12 protein-coding genes and 3 pseudogenes are annotated in these 15,513 nt (G+C 36.1%); all 15 read left to right on the top strand.

Annotation, left to right across the window (positions count from 1 at the left end; all coding sequences use genetic code 11):
• Nucleotides 1-103 precede the first annotated feature (103 nt).
• Nucleotides 104-607 (top strand): annotated as a pseudogene (locus tag AA0X95_RS18530) (MCP four helix bundle domain-containing protein); the annotation flags it as partial.
• Nucleotides 593-2,275 carry a methyl-accepting chemotaxis protein gene (locus AA0X95_RS18525; protein ID WP_413310100.1) on the top strand — a complete coding sequence of 561 codons (1,683 nt, stop codon included), beginning with the start codon at nucleotides 593-595 and terminating at the stop codon, nucleotides 2,273-2,275. The pseudogene AA0X95_RS18530 and the gene AA0X95_RS18525, both read left to right, overlap by 15 nt.
• 248 nt (nucleotides 2,276-2,523) lie before the next feature.
• Nucleotides 2,524-4,536 carry a chemotaxis protein CheW gene (locus tag AA0X95_RS18520; RefSeq protein WP_413300409.1) on the top strand — a complete coding sequence of 671 codons (2,013 nt, stop codon included), beginning with the start codon at nucleotides 2,524-2,526 and terminating at the stop codon, nucleotides 4,534-4,536.
• Between the two features lie 18 nt (nucleotides 4,537-4,554).
• The gene (locus AA0X95_RS18515) at nucleotides 4,555-4,998 is read left to right on the top strand and encodes a chemotaxis protein CheW (protein WP_413300407.1); all 444 of its coding nucleotides are present in this window, start codon (nucleotides 4,555-4,557) and stop codon (nucleotides 4,996-4,998) included.
• A gap of 35 nt (nucleotides 4,999-5,033) precedes the next feature.
• On the top strand, nucleotides 5,034-5,546 hold the full coding sequence (locus AA0X95_RS18510; protein WP_413300405.1) for a chemotaxis protein CheW: 513 nt from the start codon (nucleotides 5,034-5,036) through the stop codon (nucleotides 5,544-5,546).
• A 14-nt stretch (nucleotides 5,547-5,560) separates the two neighbouring features.
• Nucleotides 5,561-6,139 (top strand): annotated as a pseudogene (locus tag AA0X95_RS18505) (MCP four helix bundle domain-containing protein); the annotation flags it as partial.
• Between the two features lie 66 nt (nucleotides 6,140-6,205).
• Nucleotides 6,206-7,768: a methyl-accepting chemotaxis protein gene (locus AA0X95_RS18500; protein ID WP_413310098.1), complete on the top strand. Its 1,563-nt coding sequence runs from the start codon at nucleotides 6,206-6,208 to the stop codon at nucleotides 7,766-7,768.
• A gap of 270 nt (nucleotides 7,769-8,038) precedes the next feature.
• Nucleotides 8,039-8,593, top strand: a pseudogene (locus AA0X95_RS18495) (MCP four helix bundle domain-containing protein); the annotation flags it as partial.
• Nucleotides 8,594-8,818: 225 nt separating this feature from the next.
• Nucleotides 8,819-10,222 carry a methyl-accepting chemotaxis protein gene (locus tag AA0X95_RS18490; RefSeq protein WP_413310096.1) on the top strand — a complete coding sequence of 468 codons (1,404 nt, stop codon included), beginning with the start codon at nucleotides 8,819-8,821 and terminating at the stop codon, nucleotides 10,220-10,222.
• 187 nt (nucleotides 10,223-10,409) lie between these two features.
• Complete coding sequence (locus tag AA0X95_RS18485; protein WP_413300403.1) at nucleotides 10,410-10,853, top strand: YaaR family protein; 444 nt, start codon at nucleotides 10,410-10,412, stop codon at nucleotides 10,851-10,853.
• A 22-nt stretch (nucleotides 10,854-10,875) separates the two neighbouring features.
• Nucleotides 10,876-11,304 (top strand): helix-turn-helix domain-containing protein, encoded by a 429-nt coding sequence (locus AA0X95_RS18480; RefSeq protein ID WP_413300401.1) that lies wholly within the window; start codon nucleotides 10,876-10,878, stop codon nucleotides 11,302-11,304.
• Between the two features lie 16 nt (nucleotides 11,305-11,320).
• Nucleotides 11,321-12,196: a flagellar hook-basal body protein gene (locus AA0X95_RS18475; protein WP_413300399.1), complete on the top strand. Its 876-nt coding sequence runs from the start codon at nucleotides 11,321-11,323 to the stop codon at nucleotides 12,194-12,196.
• Between the two features lie 25 nt (nucleotides 12,197-12,221).
• The gene (locus tag AA0X95_RS18470) at nucleotides 12,222-13,079 is read left to right on the top strand and encodes a flagellar hook-basal body protein (RefSeq protein ID WP_413300397.1); all 858 of its coding nucleotides are present in this window, start codon (nucleotides 12,222-12,224) and stop codon (nucleotides 13,077-13,079) included.
• 154 nt (nucleotides 13,080-13,233) lie between these two features.
• Nucleotides 13,234-14,802: a flagellar filament capping protein FliD gene (gene fliD / locus AA0X95_RS18465; protein WP_413300395.1), complete on the top strand. Its 1,569-nt coding sequence runs from the start codon at nucleotides 13,234-13,236 to the stop codon at nucleotides 14,800-14,802.
• A gap of 293 nt (nucleotides 14,803-15,095) precedes the next feature.
• Complete coding sequence (locus tag AA0X95_RS18460) at nucleotides 15,096-15,401, top strand: carbon storage regulator (protein ID WP_413300393.1); 306 nt, start codon at nucleotides 15,096-15,098, stop codon at nucleotides 15,399-15,401.
• Nucleotides 15,402-15,513 lie beyond the last annotated feature (112 nt).

Here is a 15,513-nt window from a genome sequence, read left to right as displayed (position 1 = left end):
CTATCAAAATATTTTTGATTATTAATCAAAAACTGTGATAATATTTGGTATATATTTGTTGTTCAACAGGAGTATATGCATTTTTGAATAAGGAGATGTAAGTATGTTAAGGAGAACTTTGGGATTAGATAAAATGTCAATGGGAGTGAAACTATGGGGGAGTTTCATTATCGTACTAGTGTTTTTAGGAACGATATCAATCGTTTCATATAATAAAATCAACGTGTTAAGTGATAATGTTGGTGATTTAGGAAGGAAGAAAGTACCTGAAATTGAATTAATAGGAAACCTAAAAGAAGAAGTTACCAATGTTCGTTTATATGCATCTATGCATGCATATGAGCAAGAAGAAAGCACCAAAAAAAACCTTGAGCAGTATGTTGAGGTAGACTCTGTAAAAGTTAGAAAGACGATAAAAGAGTTGGAAAAATTAAATCCATCTCCTGAAAACAAGAAATTATTAACAGACTTTAGTGCTAATTTTGAAAAGTATGTTGCATATATTCCAGAATTCTTTGAGAAATCTAGAAGTAATAATTATGTTGAAGTCCATGAGAAGATGTCTTTATTGTCATCGTTAGGTGGAAAAACAATGGTTTCTTTGGATGCTCTCTCTAAGGGAGTCAAAAAGCATAATGAAGAAATTATCACAAATGCAGAAGATGAATCTTCCTTTGCTATTAAGGAAATTATTATCGTTTCAGTAATCGCGATGTTTTTTAGTATATTAATTGCCTTTCTGATTAATAGACTCATTCGTCGTTCGGTTACAGGGGTAGTAAGAAATGCGGATATTACCACCAATTCAGCTAATGAGATTAAAAAATCAATTGACAGAACAGCTAGCAGTGCAAATCAATTAGATGTTTCAATGAATAAAGCGAACGAAGCCATCAGTGAATTAGTTGCGTCCATTCAACAGGTAGCAGGCAACACAAATGTAACTGCATCTGGAGTAGATGAAATCTCAGCTGCAGTAGAGGAAATGAGTGCTTCTATTAATTTAGTAAGGGATAGTGCGCAGCATTTATCGGCTTCTGCAGAAGAAACTTCCTCAGCCATCCAAGAAATGATGGCATCCATTGAACAAGTAGCAGGTAATACTGGAAATGTCCATGAAAGTGTCGAAAGCTTCTCTGCAGCAATAGAAGAGATGAGTCAATCGATAAAAGGTGTTAGTGAATATGCGGCAAGTTTGACAGATACTGCCGAACAAACTTCTGAAACAGTTGAGGAAATGATTGGTTCGATCAAGCAGGTAGCTGAAAGTGCACAAACGGTAAACCAGCTAAGCATTGCAGTTAAGGATGATGCAATTGAAGGAACGGTTTCGGTAAAAGAAACGATGAATGGCTTGAAGGAAATTTCAAAGGTTATTGATCAAGCGAGTGTTGTAATGGAGAATTTAGGTAGAAGTTCTGAAGAAATTGGCAGCATTATTGCGGTTATTGATGATATCGCTGATCAAACAAATTTATTAGCCCTTAATGCTGCAATCGAAGCGGCACGTGCAGGAGAACATGGTAAGGGATTTGCCGTGGTAGCTGATGAAGTGCGAAAATTGGCTGAAAGATCTGCGAATGCAACAAAAGAAATAGCTAACCTTATTATGGGGATTCAAGATGAAACTAGTATGGCCGTCGCTTCCATTAAAGATGGTGCTTATAAAGTAAAAGTAGGGAATCAATTGGCAGAAAAGACCAATCAGACCATTCAGAAAATTTCTGAAGGGATTTCTCGAGTAACTGAAGAAATGAATCAAATCGCAAAAGCAACAGAGGAACAAACAAAAAATAGTGAGTTTATCACCATGGCTGTAGAGAAAGTAACCAATCAAGCTACAGAAATGACTCTTTCGACGAAAGAACAATCCATCACAGCAGATACAATTGTTAAAGGCATTATTGATACGAAAGACCAAGTACAGCAGATTTCAATCGCTACAGCAGAACAAGCAAAGGGCAGTCATGCAATTGTATCTGCAGTTGAAAATGTTACCCATCAATCAAGCTCAGTAACCAATGCCACCAAGGAACAGGCCCTATCTGCTGAAGAAATCGTTCGTAATATTAACAGTATTAAAGAAATGGTCCAACAGATGATGATTGCAACAAATGAACAAGCAAGATATGGACAGGAAATATCTGTAGAAGTAGGAAATGTTCAAAAACAAACTGAAGAACTAAATTTCAGCATTGAAACACAAACGAAAGAAGTAGAAGAGGTCGTTCTCGCGATTACCGATGTGAATTCACAAATCAAACAATTAAAGTAAAAATGATTTTAGAAAGACGCTTCCACATTACAAATGGTGGAGGCGTTTTTCTATAATACACATGTGATCCAAAATAAGAATATTTATTGATAGTTTTATATCAAAAACTAAAAAACTATCAAAATAATTGGTTATATTTATCAAAATATATGCTAATATGAGGTATATATCTGTCTTTTTTTTATGGTGAATACTGTAAAAATGCTCTAGTAATACTTTTGTATGCTATTTAGCGAGGGGAAGTTGAAATGGACTTAAATAATTATTTAGAAATGTTTATTGAGGAGTCAAAAGAACACTTGCAGGCAATAAACGACGAATTATTGAACCTTGAATCAGATTCGGAAAATACTGCAATCGTAAACGAGATTTTTCGTTCTGCCCATACGCTTAAAGGTATGGCTGGTTCAATGGGGTTTGAAGATCTAGCCTCATTAACCCACGAAATGGAAAATGTTCTAGACCTCCTTCGAAATTCTAAATTAACAATTACACCAGAAATCATGGATGTTATTTTTAAATGTGTTGATTTAATAGAAAAAATGGTTGATAGCATCGAGTCAGGTGGAGATGGAAAAGAAAATGTGACAGAAGTTGTCTCACAATTGAAAAAAATCCAAGATCCTTCTTCGTCTGATTATTCCGACCTTATAAGTGCATCCCGTGAGGTTGCGGCAACCGCAGAGTTTGTCCTTGATGACTTCCAAGCAACAGTGATAAATGAAGCAAAGAAATCAGGTAGCAATCTCTATCAAATCAAAGTAACGCTAGATGGAAATTGTGTGATGAAATCCATACGAGCCTACCTTGTATTCCAGGCAGTTGAAGAGCTTGGAGAGTTAATAATGACCAACCCTTCGGTTGAGGATATTGAAGCAGAAAAATTTGATGATTCCTTTACACTTTTGTTGCTGTCTGGTAACAGTGCGGAGGAAGTTCATAAACAATTAATTAATGTTTCTGAAGTAAGAGAAGTCATTGTGGGTGAAAAAACGAGCCAAGAGTTTTCAGACTCAGGAAGTTCTGTTGCTGTAGAAGTTGTTAAAACAGAACAAACAAATCGACCACAAGAAAAAGAAGACTTGAATGCTGGTAAAAAGAAACAACGGTCTAAATCCATTCGGGTCGATATTGATAAACTAGATCATTTAATGAATCTATTTAGTGAGCTAATTATTGATAGGGGCAGGCTAGACCAGATTGCAAGGAAGTCACAATTATCTGAACTAACAGAAACTGTGGAGCATATGACTCGTATCTCAACGGACCTTCAAGGAATTATTTTAAATATGCGTATGGTTCAAGTAGAGCAGGTATTTAACCGATTCCCTAGGATGATACGTGACCTTGCTAAAGAATTAAATAAAAAAGTTCAGCTTATCATAGAAGGTGCCGAAACAGAATTAGATCGAACGGTGATCGATGAAATTGGAGACCCTTTGGTACATTTACTTAGGAATGCCTTAGACCATGGCCTTGAGACCACTCATGAAAGGCTGGCAAACAATAAAAATGAAGAAGGAACTATTTTATTGAAAGCTTACCAAAGTGGAAACCATGTATTCATTGAAGTATCAGATGATGGTAAGGGTATTAACCGTGACAAAGTATTAAATAAAGCAATTGAACGTGGCGTGGTATCAGAATCGGATGCTAAAACGCTAACAGACCAGCAAGTATATTCATTGTTATTCTCTTCAGGTTTCAGTACAGCCGATAAGATTTCTGACATATCAGGTCGCGGCGTCGGTCTCGATGTAGTAAAAACCAAAATAGAATCATTAGGTGGTTTAATCACGATTGATTCCACACCTGGAAAAGGATCAACCTTTTATATCCAATTACCGCTAACATTATCTATCATTTACGCGATGTTAGTGAGGGTAGAAGAAGAGACCTATGCCATTCCTTTTAACTCAATTGTTGAAATTACGACAAAAGCTGAACATCAAGTAACCACACTTCAAGGACAAAATGTAATTCAATTCCGTGGTCAGGTTGTTCCATTAGTATACTTAAATGAGATTCTTCAGATTCCATCAATCGGAACAGAAGTGGATCAACAACAACAATTTATTGTCATTGTCCGAAAGGGAAATCAGACGAGAGGAATCGTCATTGACTCAGTCGTGGGGCAGCAAGAGATTGTCTTAAAATCACTAGGTGAATATTTAACAAACTTGCCTATGATCTCTGGTGCGACAATCTTAGGAAACGGACAAATAGCCCTCATCATAGATTCGAATCATTTTTTTTACTAGAAAGGGTGAGCCAGTACAATGGAAGAGATCAAAGTAATCGCTTTTAAATTAGGTAATGAAGAATATGGATTGAACATTGACTATGTTCAGTCCATCGAGCGACTAAGTCACATTACAAGAGTTCCCAATGTGCCTCATTATGTAAAAGGAGTGACGAATCTTAGAGGAAATGTCATACCGATTATCGATTTGCAAAGCAAATTAGAGCTTGGAGAAGCACAATACACGGAGAATTCACGAGTCATTATCGTAAAGTATGAAAACATAGAATTAGGTTTGATCGTCGAGAAAACTAGCAATGTATTTAATGTTTCATCTGATGCGATTGAAGCAGCTGCATCAAGCGGTTTTCAGACCGACTTTTTTGAAGGAATAGCTAAATATGAAGGTCGTTTAATCATTCTACTAAAAATAGGAGAATTGGTTAAAACAGAGGCAAGTGAATCTGAGGTCGAAGACTAGTCGGAATTTAATTTATATCAAGAAGAGGGGTTCACATGAAAGAGTTAAGCAAATTTCAGGATTCTAAGGCACTCATTTTTAAAATAAGCCAGGAAGAATATGGGGTACATATTAATCAGCTTGTATCTATTGAAAGAATGCAAACAGTGACAATAACTCCCTATCCAAATCGAGCGCCGCATGTGTTAGGGGTTACATCCATTCGTAATGTAGTCATTCCAGTCGTAGATATGCGTGCGGCTCTGACTGGAGAATCGTTAAAGCAGACAGATGTGACGAGAATGATTATTGTGAGGGCTGATCATAAAGACATTGGGATTGTGGTAGATGCAGCTACAGATGTGTTAGCTCTTCCACCAGAATCGATTGAACAAACGAATTTGTTAGAAACAAAAGATGTATCCTATCTGTTAGGTGTATCTAAATTTGATCATCGGTTAGTCATTCTTTTAGACATAGAAAAACTGTTAGAAAATACAACAAATTTAGATGAGCTAAGAGACATGGTCCAAAGTTATGTGAATAACCAAGAGTTAGCGGAATTCTAAAGGAGAGGGAAAATATGCAGAAGAACGGGAAAAGTAATGTTCCTAGTATAGCCTTAAAGTATGTAAAGAAAGTCAATAATGTATCCATGGGTGTAAAACTATGGGGTAGTTTTATCATTCTATTATTATTCTTAGGGTCTGTATCGATTGTTTCTTACAATAAAATAAATGTTTTAAGTGAGGACGTAAACTACTTAGGCAATAAACAAATAAAAGAAGTTAAAGTTATGTCAAAGCTGAAAGACAGTATAACTGATATACGTCTTAATCTAACTAAATATTCATTTGAGAAAAGTGAAGATGAAAAAGCGAAAATTCAAGAAATTGTAAATGGTGATATTAAAAAGATAAAAAGTGATATTAAAGACTTAGATAAACTTGTGGATTCTAGTAAAGATAAAAAATTACTCCAACAGTTCAATATTAACTTCGGTTCATACGAAAATGCTATTCCTTCTATTTTTGAAAAAAATGATGATGAAAACTACTATACTACACATGCTAGATTAGGAGTTTTACAACATAATGGGGATAACGCTATTAGTTCGCTTGAACGAATGGCCCAAAGTGCTCAAAAAAATACAGATTTAATCATTACGGATACGAAAAAACGTTCAGTAAACTCACTTATTCAAATCGTCGTCGTTTCTGTGCTAGCTATGGTCTTTAGTATTTTTATTGCCTTCCTTATCAATGGACTTATTCGTCGTACAGTAAGTAGGGTAGTAAAAAATTCAGAGATTACGACAAATTCGGCTAATGAGATTAAAAAATCAATTGATAGGACAGCAATAAGTGCACAAGAATTAGATGCTTCTATGAACAAAGCAAATGATGCAATCAGTGAATTAGTTGCATCCATTCAGCAAGTGGCTGGGAACACAAATATTACAGCTTCAAGTATAGATGAAATTTCTGCTGCTATTGAGCAAATGAGTGCCTCTATTAATATCGTTGCTGAAGGTGCAGACCATTTTGCCGCATCAGCTGAGGAAACATCTTCGGCAATCCAAGAAATGATGGCTTCCATAGAACAAGTCGCTATAAGTGTAGGGAATGCGGGCGCAAATGTAGATGAAATCTCCGTATCAATAGAAGAAATGAGTCATTCGATTAAAGGTGTAAGTGAACATGCGGAAAGTTTAACTGATACCGCAAAACAAACAGCAGAGACAGTGGAGGAGATGGTTGTTTCCATTCAACAGGTAGCTGCTAGTGCACAAACAGTAAATGAACTTAGCAATGCGGTAAAAGACGATGCTTATGAAGGTACAATTTCGCTCAATGAAACATTGAATGGAATGAAAGAAATTTCTCAAGTAATTGAACAGGCTAGTTCTGTAATGGAAAACTTAGGGAAGAGTTCTAAGGAAATTGGCAGTATTATCGCTGTTATTGATGATATTGCTGACCAAACCAATTTATTAGCTCTTAATGCAGCGATTGAAGCTGCACGTGCCGGTGAACACGGAAAAGGGTTTGCTGTTGTTGCGGATGAGGTTCGTAAACTGGCTGAAAGATCAGCAAAAGCAACGAAGGAAATTGCTACTCTGATCAAAGGAATCCAAAATGAGACCACTGTTGCAGTAGCTTCCATTAAAGATGGATCTCAAAAAGTTAAAATTGGTAATGAGTTAGCTGAAAAAACGAGTCAGGCAATAATGAAAATTACTGAGGGTATTTCACAAGTAACGGTGGAAATGAACCAAATTGCGAAAGCAACAGAAGAGCAATCAAAAAATAGCGAATTCATTACAAAAGCAGTGGAGAGTGTAACTAATCAAGTGGTAGAGATGACGAACTCCACAAAAGAGCAATCCATCACTGCAGAAACAATCGTTAAGGGGATTATGAGTACAAAGGAACAGGTCGATCAGATCTCTGTTGCGACTGCAGAACAAGCAAAAGGAAGCTCTTCAATTGTTGCGGCAGTTGAAAACGTTACGAACCAATCAGGTTCTGTAACCAACGCCACCAAAGAACAAGCTCTGACTGCAGAAGAAATCGTTCGTAATATTAATAACATTAAAGAAATGGTGCAACAAATGATGCTTGCAACTAATGAACAAGCAAGATATGGACAGGAGATTGCCATTGAGGTAAATAATGTTCAAAAACAAACCGAAGAACTAAATTCCAGCATCGAAACGCAATCTAAGGGAGTAGATGAGGTTGTTCTTGCTATTACCGACGTAAATAAACAAATCCAAAGACTAAAATAGTATCCTTTGTCAAAAAACGCCTTCATAATTTTTGAAGGCGTTTTTGATTTTTTTCGATAAAAACTTAACCTAATATTTACACTTTGTACCTACTGTTAAGATTTTGTAAAAATATATCAAAAAAGAAACAAAATTAGTATAAAACATGGTAAATATAACTATAGATTTTAGTTTTTACCTTAACAGATACATACTTATTTACTAGTCGGGACAGGAGGCAAAATTGTTTTTTGGGGTTGTCACAAAATTGCAATAACAGCGAGGGATAGTATGATTAAAAAAGAGAAGATTAAAAAATTATTTTTAATAAAATGGTCTACAAGGACAAAAATAATAGTAAGTTTTTTTCTGGTTTTACTCATTCTATTGATGGTATCTTTAACAGCGTTCTTAAATACAAAAAGCTTATCAAACAATATTAATGAGTTAGGAAATCAAAAAATAACAGAGGTACAATTAGAAGGTGAATTGATTGAACATGTGACAAGGGTAAGATGGCTAGTATCAAGATATGCTTTAGAAAGTAACCCAGAAAAACTGCCATCTATTGAAAAAAATATAACCTCTGAGGAATATCAAGTTAAAATACTTTCTAAGAATATGGAAAAGTACACTACCAGTATTGTAAATAAAAGAACTCTTAAACATTTTAATCTATCATTTGATGAATATATGAAACAGTTTCGAAGTATAATGGCATCTTCGAATAAATTGAATGACAAAGGTTTAGAGGAGCAAATAGATACACTTGAACCTCTTGCTGATAGAGCGATAGAAAAACTGAATCTTTTATCCGATAACACCAACAATGAGAATAAAAAAGTCATTACTCAAGCAAATAAGGATTCGAAAACGTTTTTATTTCAAATTATTACTTTGGGAATTATTGCTATTATTTTAAGCATAGTTATTGCTTTTCTCTTGATAAGGCTTATTCGGAGGTCAGTTAATGGTGTCATTAAGAATGCAGAAACCACTAGTCATTCTATTACTGGGATTAAGACATCAATTGATCAAACTGTGAATAGTGCTCATATACTAGATGCTTCCATGAATAAAGCCAATGATGCAATAAATGAATTAGTTGCCTCCATTCAACAAGTATCAGGGAACACTAATGTAACGGCTTCAGGGGTTGACGAAATTTCTGCGGCTATTGAACAAATGAGTGCTTCTATTAATTTAGTGGCGTCCAGTGCCGATCAGTTTGCAGCTTCAGCGGAAGAAACCTCTTCAGCTATCCAAGAAATGATGGCTTCCATTGAACAAGTGGCAAGTAGTGTAGGTAATGCTGGTGCAAATGTGGTACAAATTTCTGTTTCCATCGAAGAAATGAGCCATTCAATTAAGGGTGTTAGTGAACATGCAGTCAGCTTAACTGATACGGCGAAACAAACAGCTGACACAGTAGAAGAAATGGTTGTTTCGATTCAACAGGTAGCTGCAAGTGCCCAAACAGTCAATGAGCTAAGCAATACGGTTAAAGAGGATGCCTATGAAGGAACTCTCTCACTGAATGAAACATTAAACGGCATGAAAGAAATTTCTAATGTAATAGACCAAGCTAGCGTAGTGATGGAAAACTTAGGGAAGAGCTCGGAGGAAATTGGCAGCATTATCGCAGTGATTGATGATATTGCCGATCAAACGAATCTACTAGCACTGAACGCTGCAATTGAAGCAGCACGTGCAGGCGAACATGGAAAAGGATTTGCTGTGGTAGCCGATGAGGTACGGAAGCTAGCTGAAAGATCGGCAAAAGCAACGAAAGAAATTTCTGCCTTGATCAACGGGATTCAAACTGAAACGACGGTTGCTGTAGCCTCTATCAAAGATGGAGCTCATAAGGTTAAAGTAGGAAATCAATTGGCAAATAAAACAAATCAAGCGATTAGAAAGATTTCTGATGGTATTTCTCAAGTAACGTTTGAAATGAATCAAATTGCAAAAGCAACAGAAGAACAATCCCAAAATAGCGAGTTTATTACAAAAGCGATGGAAAGTGTAACAACACAAGCAGTTGAGATGACTCAGTCAACGAAAGAGCAGTCCATCACAGCTGAAGCGATAGTAAAAGGAATCATCACTACCAAGGAGCAGGTCCAACAAATTTCTATAGCTACAGCTGAACAAGCAAAAGGAAGTCGTGCCATTGTCGCTGCAGTAGAAAATGTGACCAGCCAATCAGCTACTGTATCGAACGCAACAAAAGAACAGGCGCTCACAGCTGAAGAAATTGTTCACAATATTAGTAGCATCAAGGAAATGGTTCAGCAAATGTTAATTACAACAAATGATCAAGCAAGATATGGACAGGAGATCGCCATAGAGGTAAATAATGTCCAAAAACAAACGGAAGAACTAAATTCTAGCATCGAAACGCAATCTAAGGGAGTAGAAGAGGTTGTTCTTGCAATCACGGATGTAAATAAACAAATCCAAAAACTGAAATAATAATGTTCGGAAAACGTCTTCACAAATGTGGAGGCGTTTTTAAGTAAACACAAAAACTTATCTTTCTATCATTCTACTTTTCTACAACTTTTAATGAAATTTATCATAAATTGGGGTATAATTACCTCAGGATTTTGATTTATTTTGATAATTTTGATTGTGAACAATGAAGAGGGGGTGAATTCACTTGAAAATTCAGGATACGGTAAGAATGAATATTGGTGATTCCCGTCTCACTACAAATGAACGTTCTATTACCAACACTACATCCTTTCAAAAAATAATGAATACGTATTCTAAAGAACTTACAAAGGATCATCTCCAGCAAATATTACAAGAAGTCGATGAGCAAGGAAAACGTTTAAGCGAAAAACCTACCTTTTCTGAACTCCGTAAATATAAGGATTTGGTTAAACAGTTTATGGGTGAAGTAACGAAAAATGGTGTAGGTTTATATCAAACCGATAGTTGGGATCCATATGGAGGTAATAAAACATTAAAGACCATTCAAGTACTGGACCTTAAGCTAATGGAACTAACCGATCATGTCTTAAACGAGCAGAACGAAGGTCTTTCTATCTTAGACCGAATTGGAGAAATTAAAGGGTTATTGATTAACCTTTATACATGAATAATTGAGGGGAGAAGAACAAGTGCAGGATTATCTAAATGTAGCACTTTTAGTAATCAACTTTATAGCTGTGCTGTATTTAGTTTCCAAAAGTTCTCTTCGGAAAAAATTGGACTATCAGCAGGAGTTACATCTAAAAATGCTTAGCAACCAAGAAAAAATGCTGCATCAAATTTCTGAGTTAAAAGGGATGATGGAGCAAAGTCAAATAGTGCACCAACAAGAACATGAACAATGGAAAGTAGAGATGAAAGCTTTAGAGTCATCTATTAAGAGTGTGCCAAAGTCTACATCTGGCGGTGGGCAGCATTTATTCTTAAATGATCGGTACAAAGAGATTTTTGATTTACAAGATCAGGGTCTTACTGCAGAGGAAATTGCAAAAGAACTCGGCAAAGGCTGTGGGGAAGTAACATTTATTTTGCAATTGGCTGACCAAGCACGAAGCTAAGAAAAGAGGTTTTTTCATGTTAAGAGGTTTGTATTCTGCTGCTTCTGGAATGTTTTCTATGGAGCGGAAACAAGAAGCACTATCTAATAATCTCGCAAATGCTCAAACACCTGGATTTAAGAAGGATGACACGCCCCTACGAGCATTTCCTAAACTTTTTCTAGAAAGAATAAAAGACTTTAACGAAAATGTTCCTGGAGCATCTGGTGTAGGTCAAACTGTCCCTATGGGCGAACTCTTTAACGGCGTGTACGCTCAGGAGCGCATTCCCAGTTTCATTCAAGGGACGCTTGTTCAAACAGATCAACCGTTGGATGTGGCGATTGAAGATCAAAGTATTCCTTTACAGGTTGTCAACGGACGTACGGTAAAACCAACTGCCTTGTTTGCCGTCGAGCTTGCGGATGGGACAGTCGGCTATACTCGGAATGGGAAATGGGATTTAGATGCCAATGGAAATTTGGTCACATCAGAAGGGTATCGTGTATTAGGAGCCGATCACAAGCCGATCCAAATTACTGGTGGTATCAGCAAAGAGGATCTGTACATAAATGCTAATGGGCAATTAATTGCAAATTCTAATGTCCCGGCAAAAACTAGTGAGGTAGGTCAAATTGGGATGGTTGTGGTTCAAAACCCCTATGATCTTAAAAGACAAGGGGCAAATGTCTACAAATCAGATACTGCCTTACCTTTTATCCAAGATGCTGGAGGAACAAATCCAGGTGTATCCCTTCACCAGGGATTTATTGAACAGTCGAATGTAGACCAAGGTCAAACAATGGCTGATATGATGACAACTGTACGAGCCTATGAGGCTAATCAAAAGGTAATTGGCGTGTATAATCAATCATTAGAACAACTGTATTCTGTTGGAAAGATTAACGGATAATAAGATGAGAATAGGAGAATAGACTTTGAATACGTCACTATATATTTCTTCTGGTGCTTTGCAGGCCTATCAACAAAAAATTGATACATCTGCAAATAATGTAGCCAATGTGAATACGACAGGATTTAAGCGAAAAGACCAAAGTTTTTCCGAGATTTTATCATCCCAAATTAACAATCAGGCGAATACCAATCAAGAAATCGGCCGCCTCACACCAAATGGGATCCGCGTGGGGTATGGAACGCGTACAGGACTTACACAGCTTGTGATGGAACAGGGTCAGCCTATGGCGACAGGCAATCCTTTCGACTTGATGATTCAAGGAAAAGGATTTTTCCAAGTTGGTTATCCTTCTTCTACGGCAGGAGCACCTGACGAGGTAAGGTATACACGTGATGGCAATTTCCATTTGAGTCCGAATCCTAACAAACAAGGAAGCTATCATTTAGTAAATGCAAATGGCGGTTATTTACTAGATCAAATTGGGAAGCCAATTGAGTTAGATGGGCAGTACGAGGTCAATTTTGATGCAAACGGTCAAATTAACATGAAGAATAAAGATGTGCAGGGAGCCCCGTTTATTTCTACACAACAAGTGGGAATTGTTGATATTCAAAATTCTCATATCCTAAGGAATACTGGTGGGAATGAATTCGCCATTGAGTCTTCTGTGTTACCTAATGGCTCTAATGTAGCTGATTTTGTTAATTTGCTGCAGCCTGAAGAAGTGCAGTTGGCTACTGGCTTTCTAGAAGGATCGAACGTGGATTTAACGAAAGAAATGACAGATTTGATGACCTCACAAAGAAGTTTTCAAATGAATGCAAGAGCCGTTTCTTATGCGGATCAGATGGTAGGGATTGCGAATAGTATTTTACGGTAATGATTAATTAGAGACGTTTTTTTGCGTCTCTTTTTTTCCATTATAGTTTTTGAATGAAAATAATATTAACTATTTTTCCATCTAACCGATAATAAAGATTAATAACATAATAAAATATTATTTATACATATTCTTTTAAAAGGAAGTGATTATAGTGATTGATACGAGTAATACACTACGAGTGTCTGGCTTAGCGTCCGGAATGAATACCGATGAAATTGTTGCCAATTTGGTTAAAGTTCAAAGCAGCCGGTTAAACAAAATGCAGCAGTCTAAAACATTAGCCACTTGGAAAACTGATGCGTATCGTGACGTGAATAAAAAGGTAAATGATTTCTACAATGCCATGAAAGATTTACGCTTGGAATCTACTATTAACAAGAAAACAGCCAGTTCATCGAATGAAAGTGTCGTATCAGCAACGGTTAGTGGGGTTCCGAACTTGTCCTCATATGAAATAAAAGTGGTGGATCAAGCTAAGCCACCTATCGCAGCATCTGTAAAGTTTTTTGGAACAGACTTGGATACAAATTTAAATATGACACTAAGTGATTTAAAAGTAGCTGATGATGGCGGTGGCAAAACATCATTAACCATTAATAATACTCCCTATGAATTTAATATCAGTGACAAATTATCTACCGTGTTAAGTGTGATTAATAGTAAAAAGGAGGTATCAGTTTCTTATTCAGCAACTGAAAAATCTCTTACTTTTACTAAGGATCCTGCTGGTGCTGGGGATATTACTATTGCAGGATCTACTACTCTACTAAATGCATTAAAAATACAAGCAGGATCTACACTTGATAGTTATAAGAATCAAACAGACATTTCATCGGTAACAGGTACAAATAAAGTTCAAGCTAAAATGCTAATAAATGGGCTAGAGTTTCGTTCGGATACTAATACAATTACGTTTGATGGGATGACGTTTGAAATCAAGTCGAGCATGGCCGCAGATGAATCTTTGTCAGTCACTACCAAAAGTGATACAGATGCTGTATTTACTAGCATTAAGACATTTGTTGATAAGTACAATGAACTGATTTCAGATTTAAACGGTAAGCTTACAGAAAAAAAGTATCGTGATTATCCTCCGTTATTGGATGATCAGAAAAAAGATATGAAAGATACTGACATCAAACTGTGGGAAGACAAAGCGAAAAGCGGCTTGTTGGCAGGCGATTCTACGATTCAATCTTTCTTAACGGAAATGCGTAATAGTCTTATGTCAGTGGTTGGGGACCCAAGTGTTTCACCAAGTTTTACTACATTAAAAAGTATTGGAATTAATTTTTCAACCATTTATAAAGATAATGGGAAACTAGTTCTTGACGAAGAAAAACTAAAGGGTGTTCTCAAAACTAATTTAGAGGATGTCAAAAAATTATTTACAACAAAAGATCGGAATGCTGCTATTTCCAAGACGACAGCGAATGATAAGGACCTCCACGATTTTAGTGGATTTGGTTGGAGAATGTATGATCGATTAAATGAAACCATTACTCAACTTGGATCCATAGCAGGGTCTCTCACTGGTACCATTGATACCAAGAGCTTTATGGCAAAACAAACCAAATCTCTAGATACCAATATCTATAATGAACAGAACAAGATTAACGCCTATGAACAAAGGTTATGGAAGCAATTTGGGGCGATGGAAAAAGCCCTTCAACAGCTCAATTCTCAAGGATCTTGGCTATCCCAGCAATTAGGAATGTAGGAATACAAATTAAAACCGTCAAATTAATGGTAGTGCATACCATTAATTTGACGGTTTTTTAATAAAAATTTATCAAACATTTAATAAAATACTAAACTGTCTTTGTATTCTGCCGATAAAAATAAACAACAAGTAATTTGATCTCTAAACAAAATATTCGAAATTCCAAAAATAACAAAGAATTACTTGTTTACCACATGCTAGAAATAATTTTATAAAAACTACTAAACAATTATTTTGATTGACCGATAATACTAGTAGTTAAAACAAATGAATCTTTGGAGGATGGTAACGTGCTCATTGTAGGCAGGGAAATTGGACAATCAGTGATCATCGATGATGTCATTAAAGTTACTGTTCTACAAATCGGTTCCAAGCTTCGAATGGTCATTGAGGCACCAATGAATATGGAAGTTTCTAAAATGAAAGAGAATAAAAGTAATCGTGTGGTTCTCAAAAAAGGGACCAAAATCATTGACTCACCTACATTAATTGGAGAAAAAATTAAGGTTACTATTCTACAAACAGAATCTGGATTACTTCGTTTTGCCATTGATGCACCAAGAGAAATTAGAATATTTCGAGAAGAATTATACTAAGGAAATATTTTCTCTGATAATCAAAAAGTGCAAATGGTCTAGATTTTGATTAATTCTTATTTTGATAATAGCCCTTTTGGGTTTATTATAGATAATTTTCTTAAGGGAACAC

Origin of the sequence: Neobacillus phoenicis, assembly GCF_047302305.1 — a bacterium.
Classification (GTDB): domain Bacteria; phylum Bacillota; class Bacilli; order Bacillales; family Cytobacillaceae; genus Neobacillus.
Note: the sequence above shows the minus strand (reverse complement) of the source record. Positions and strands in the feature narration are given on the sequence as shown.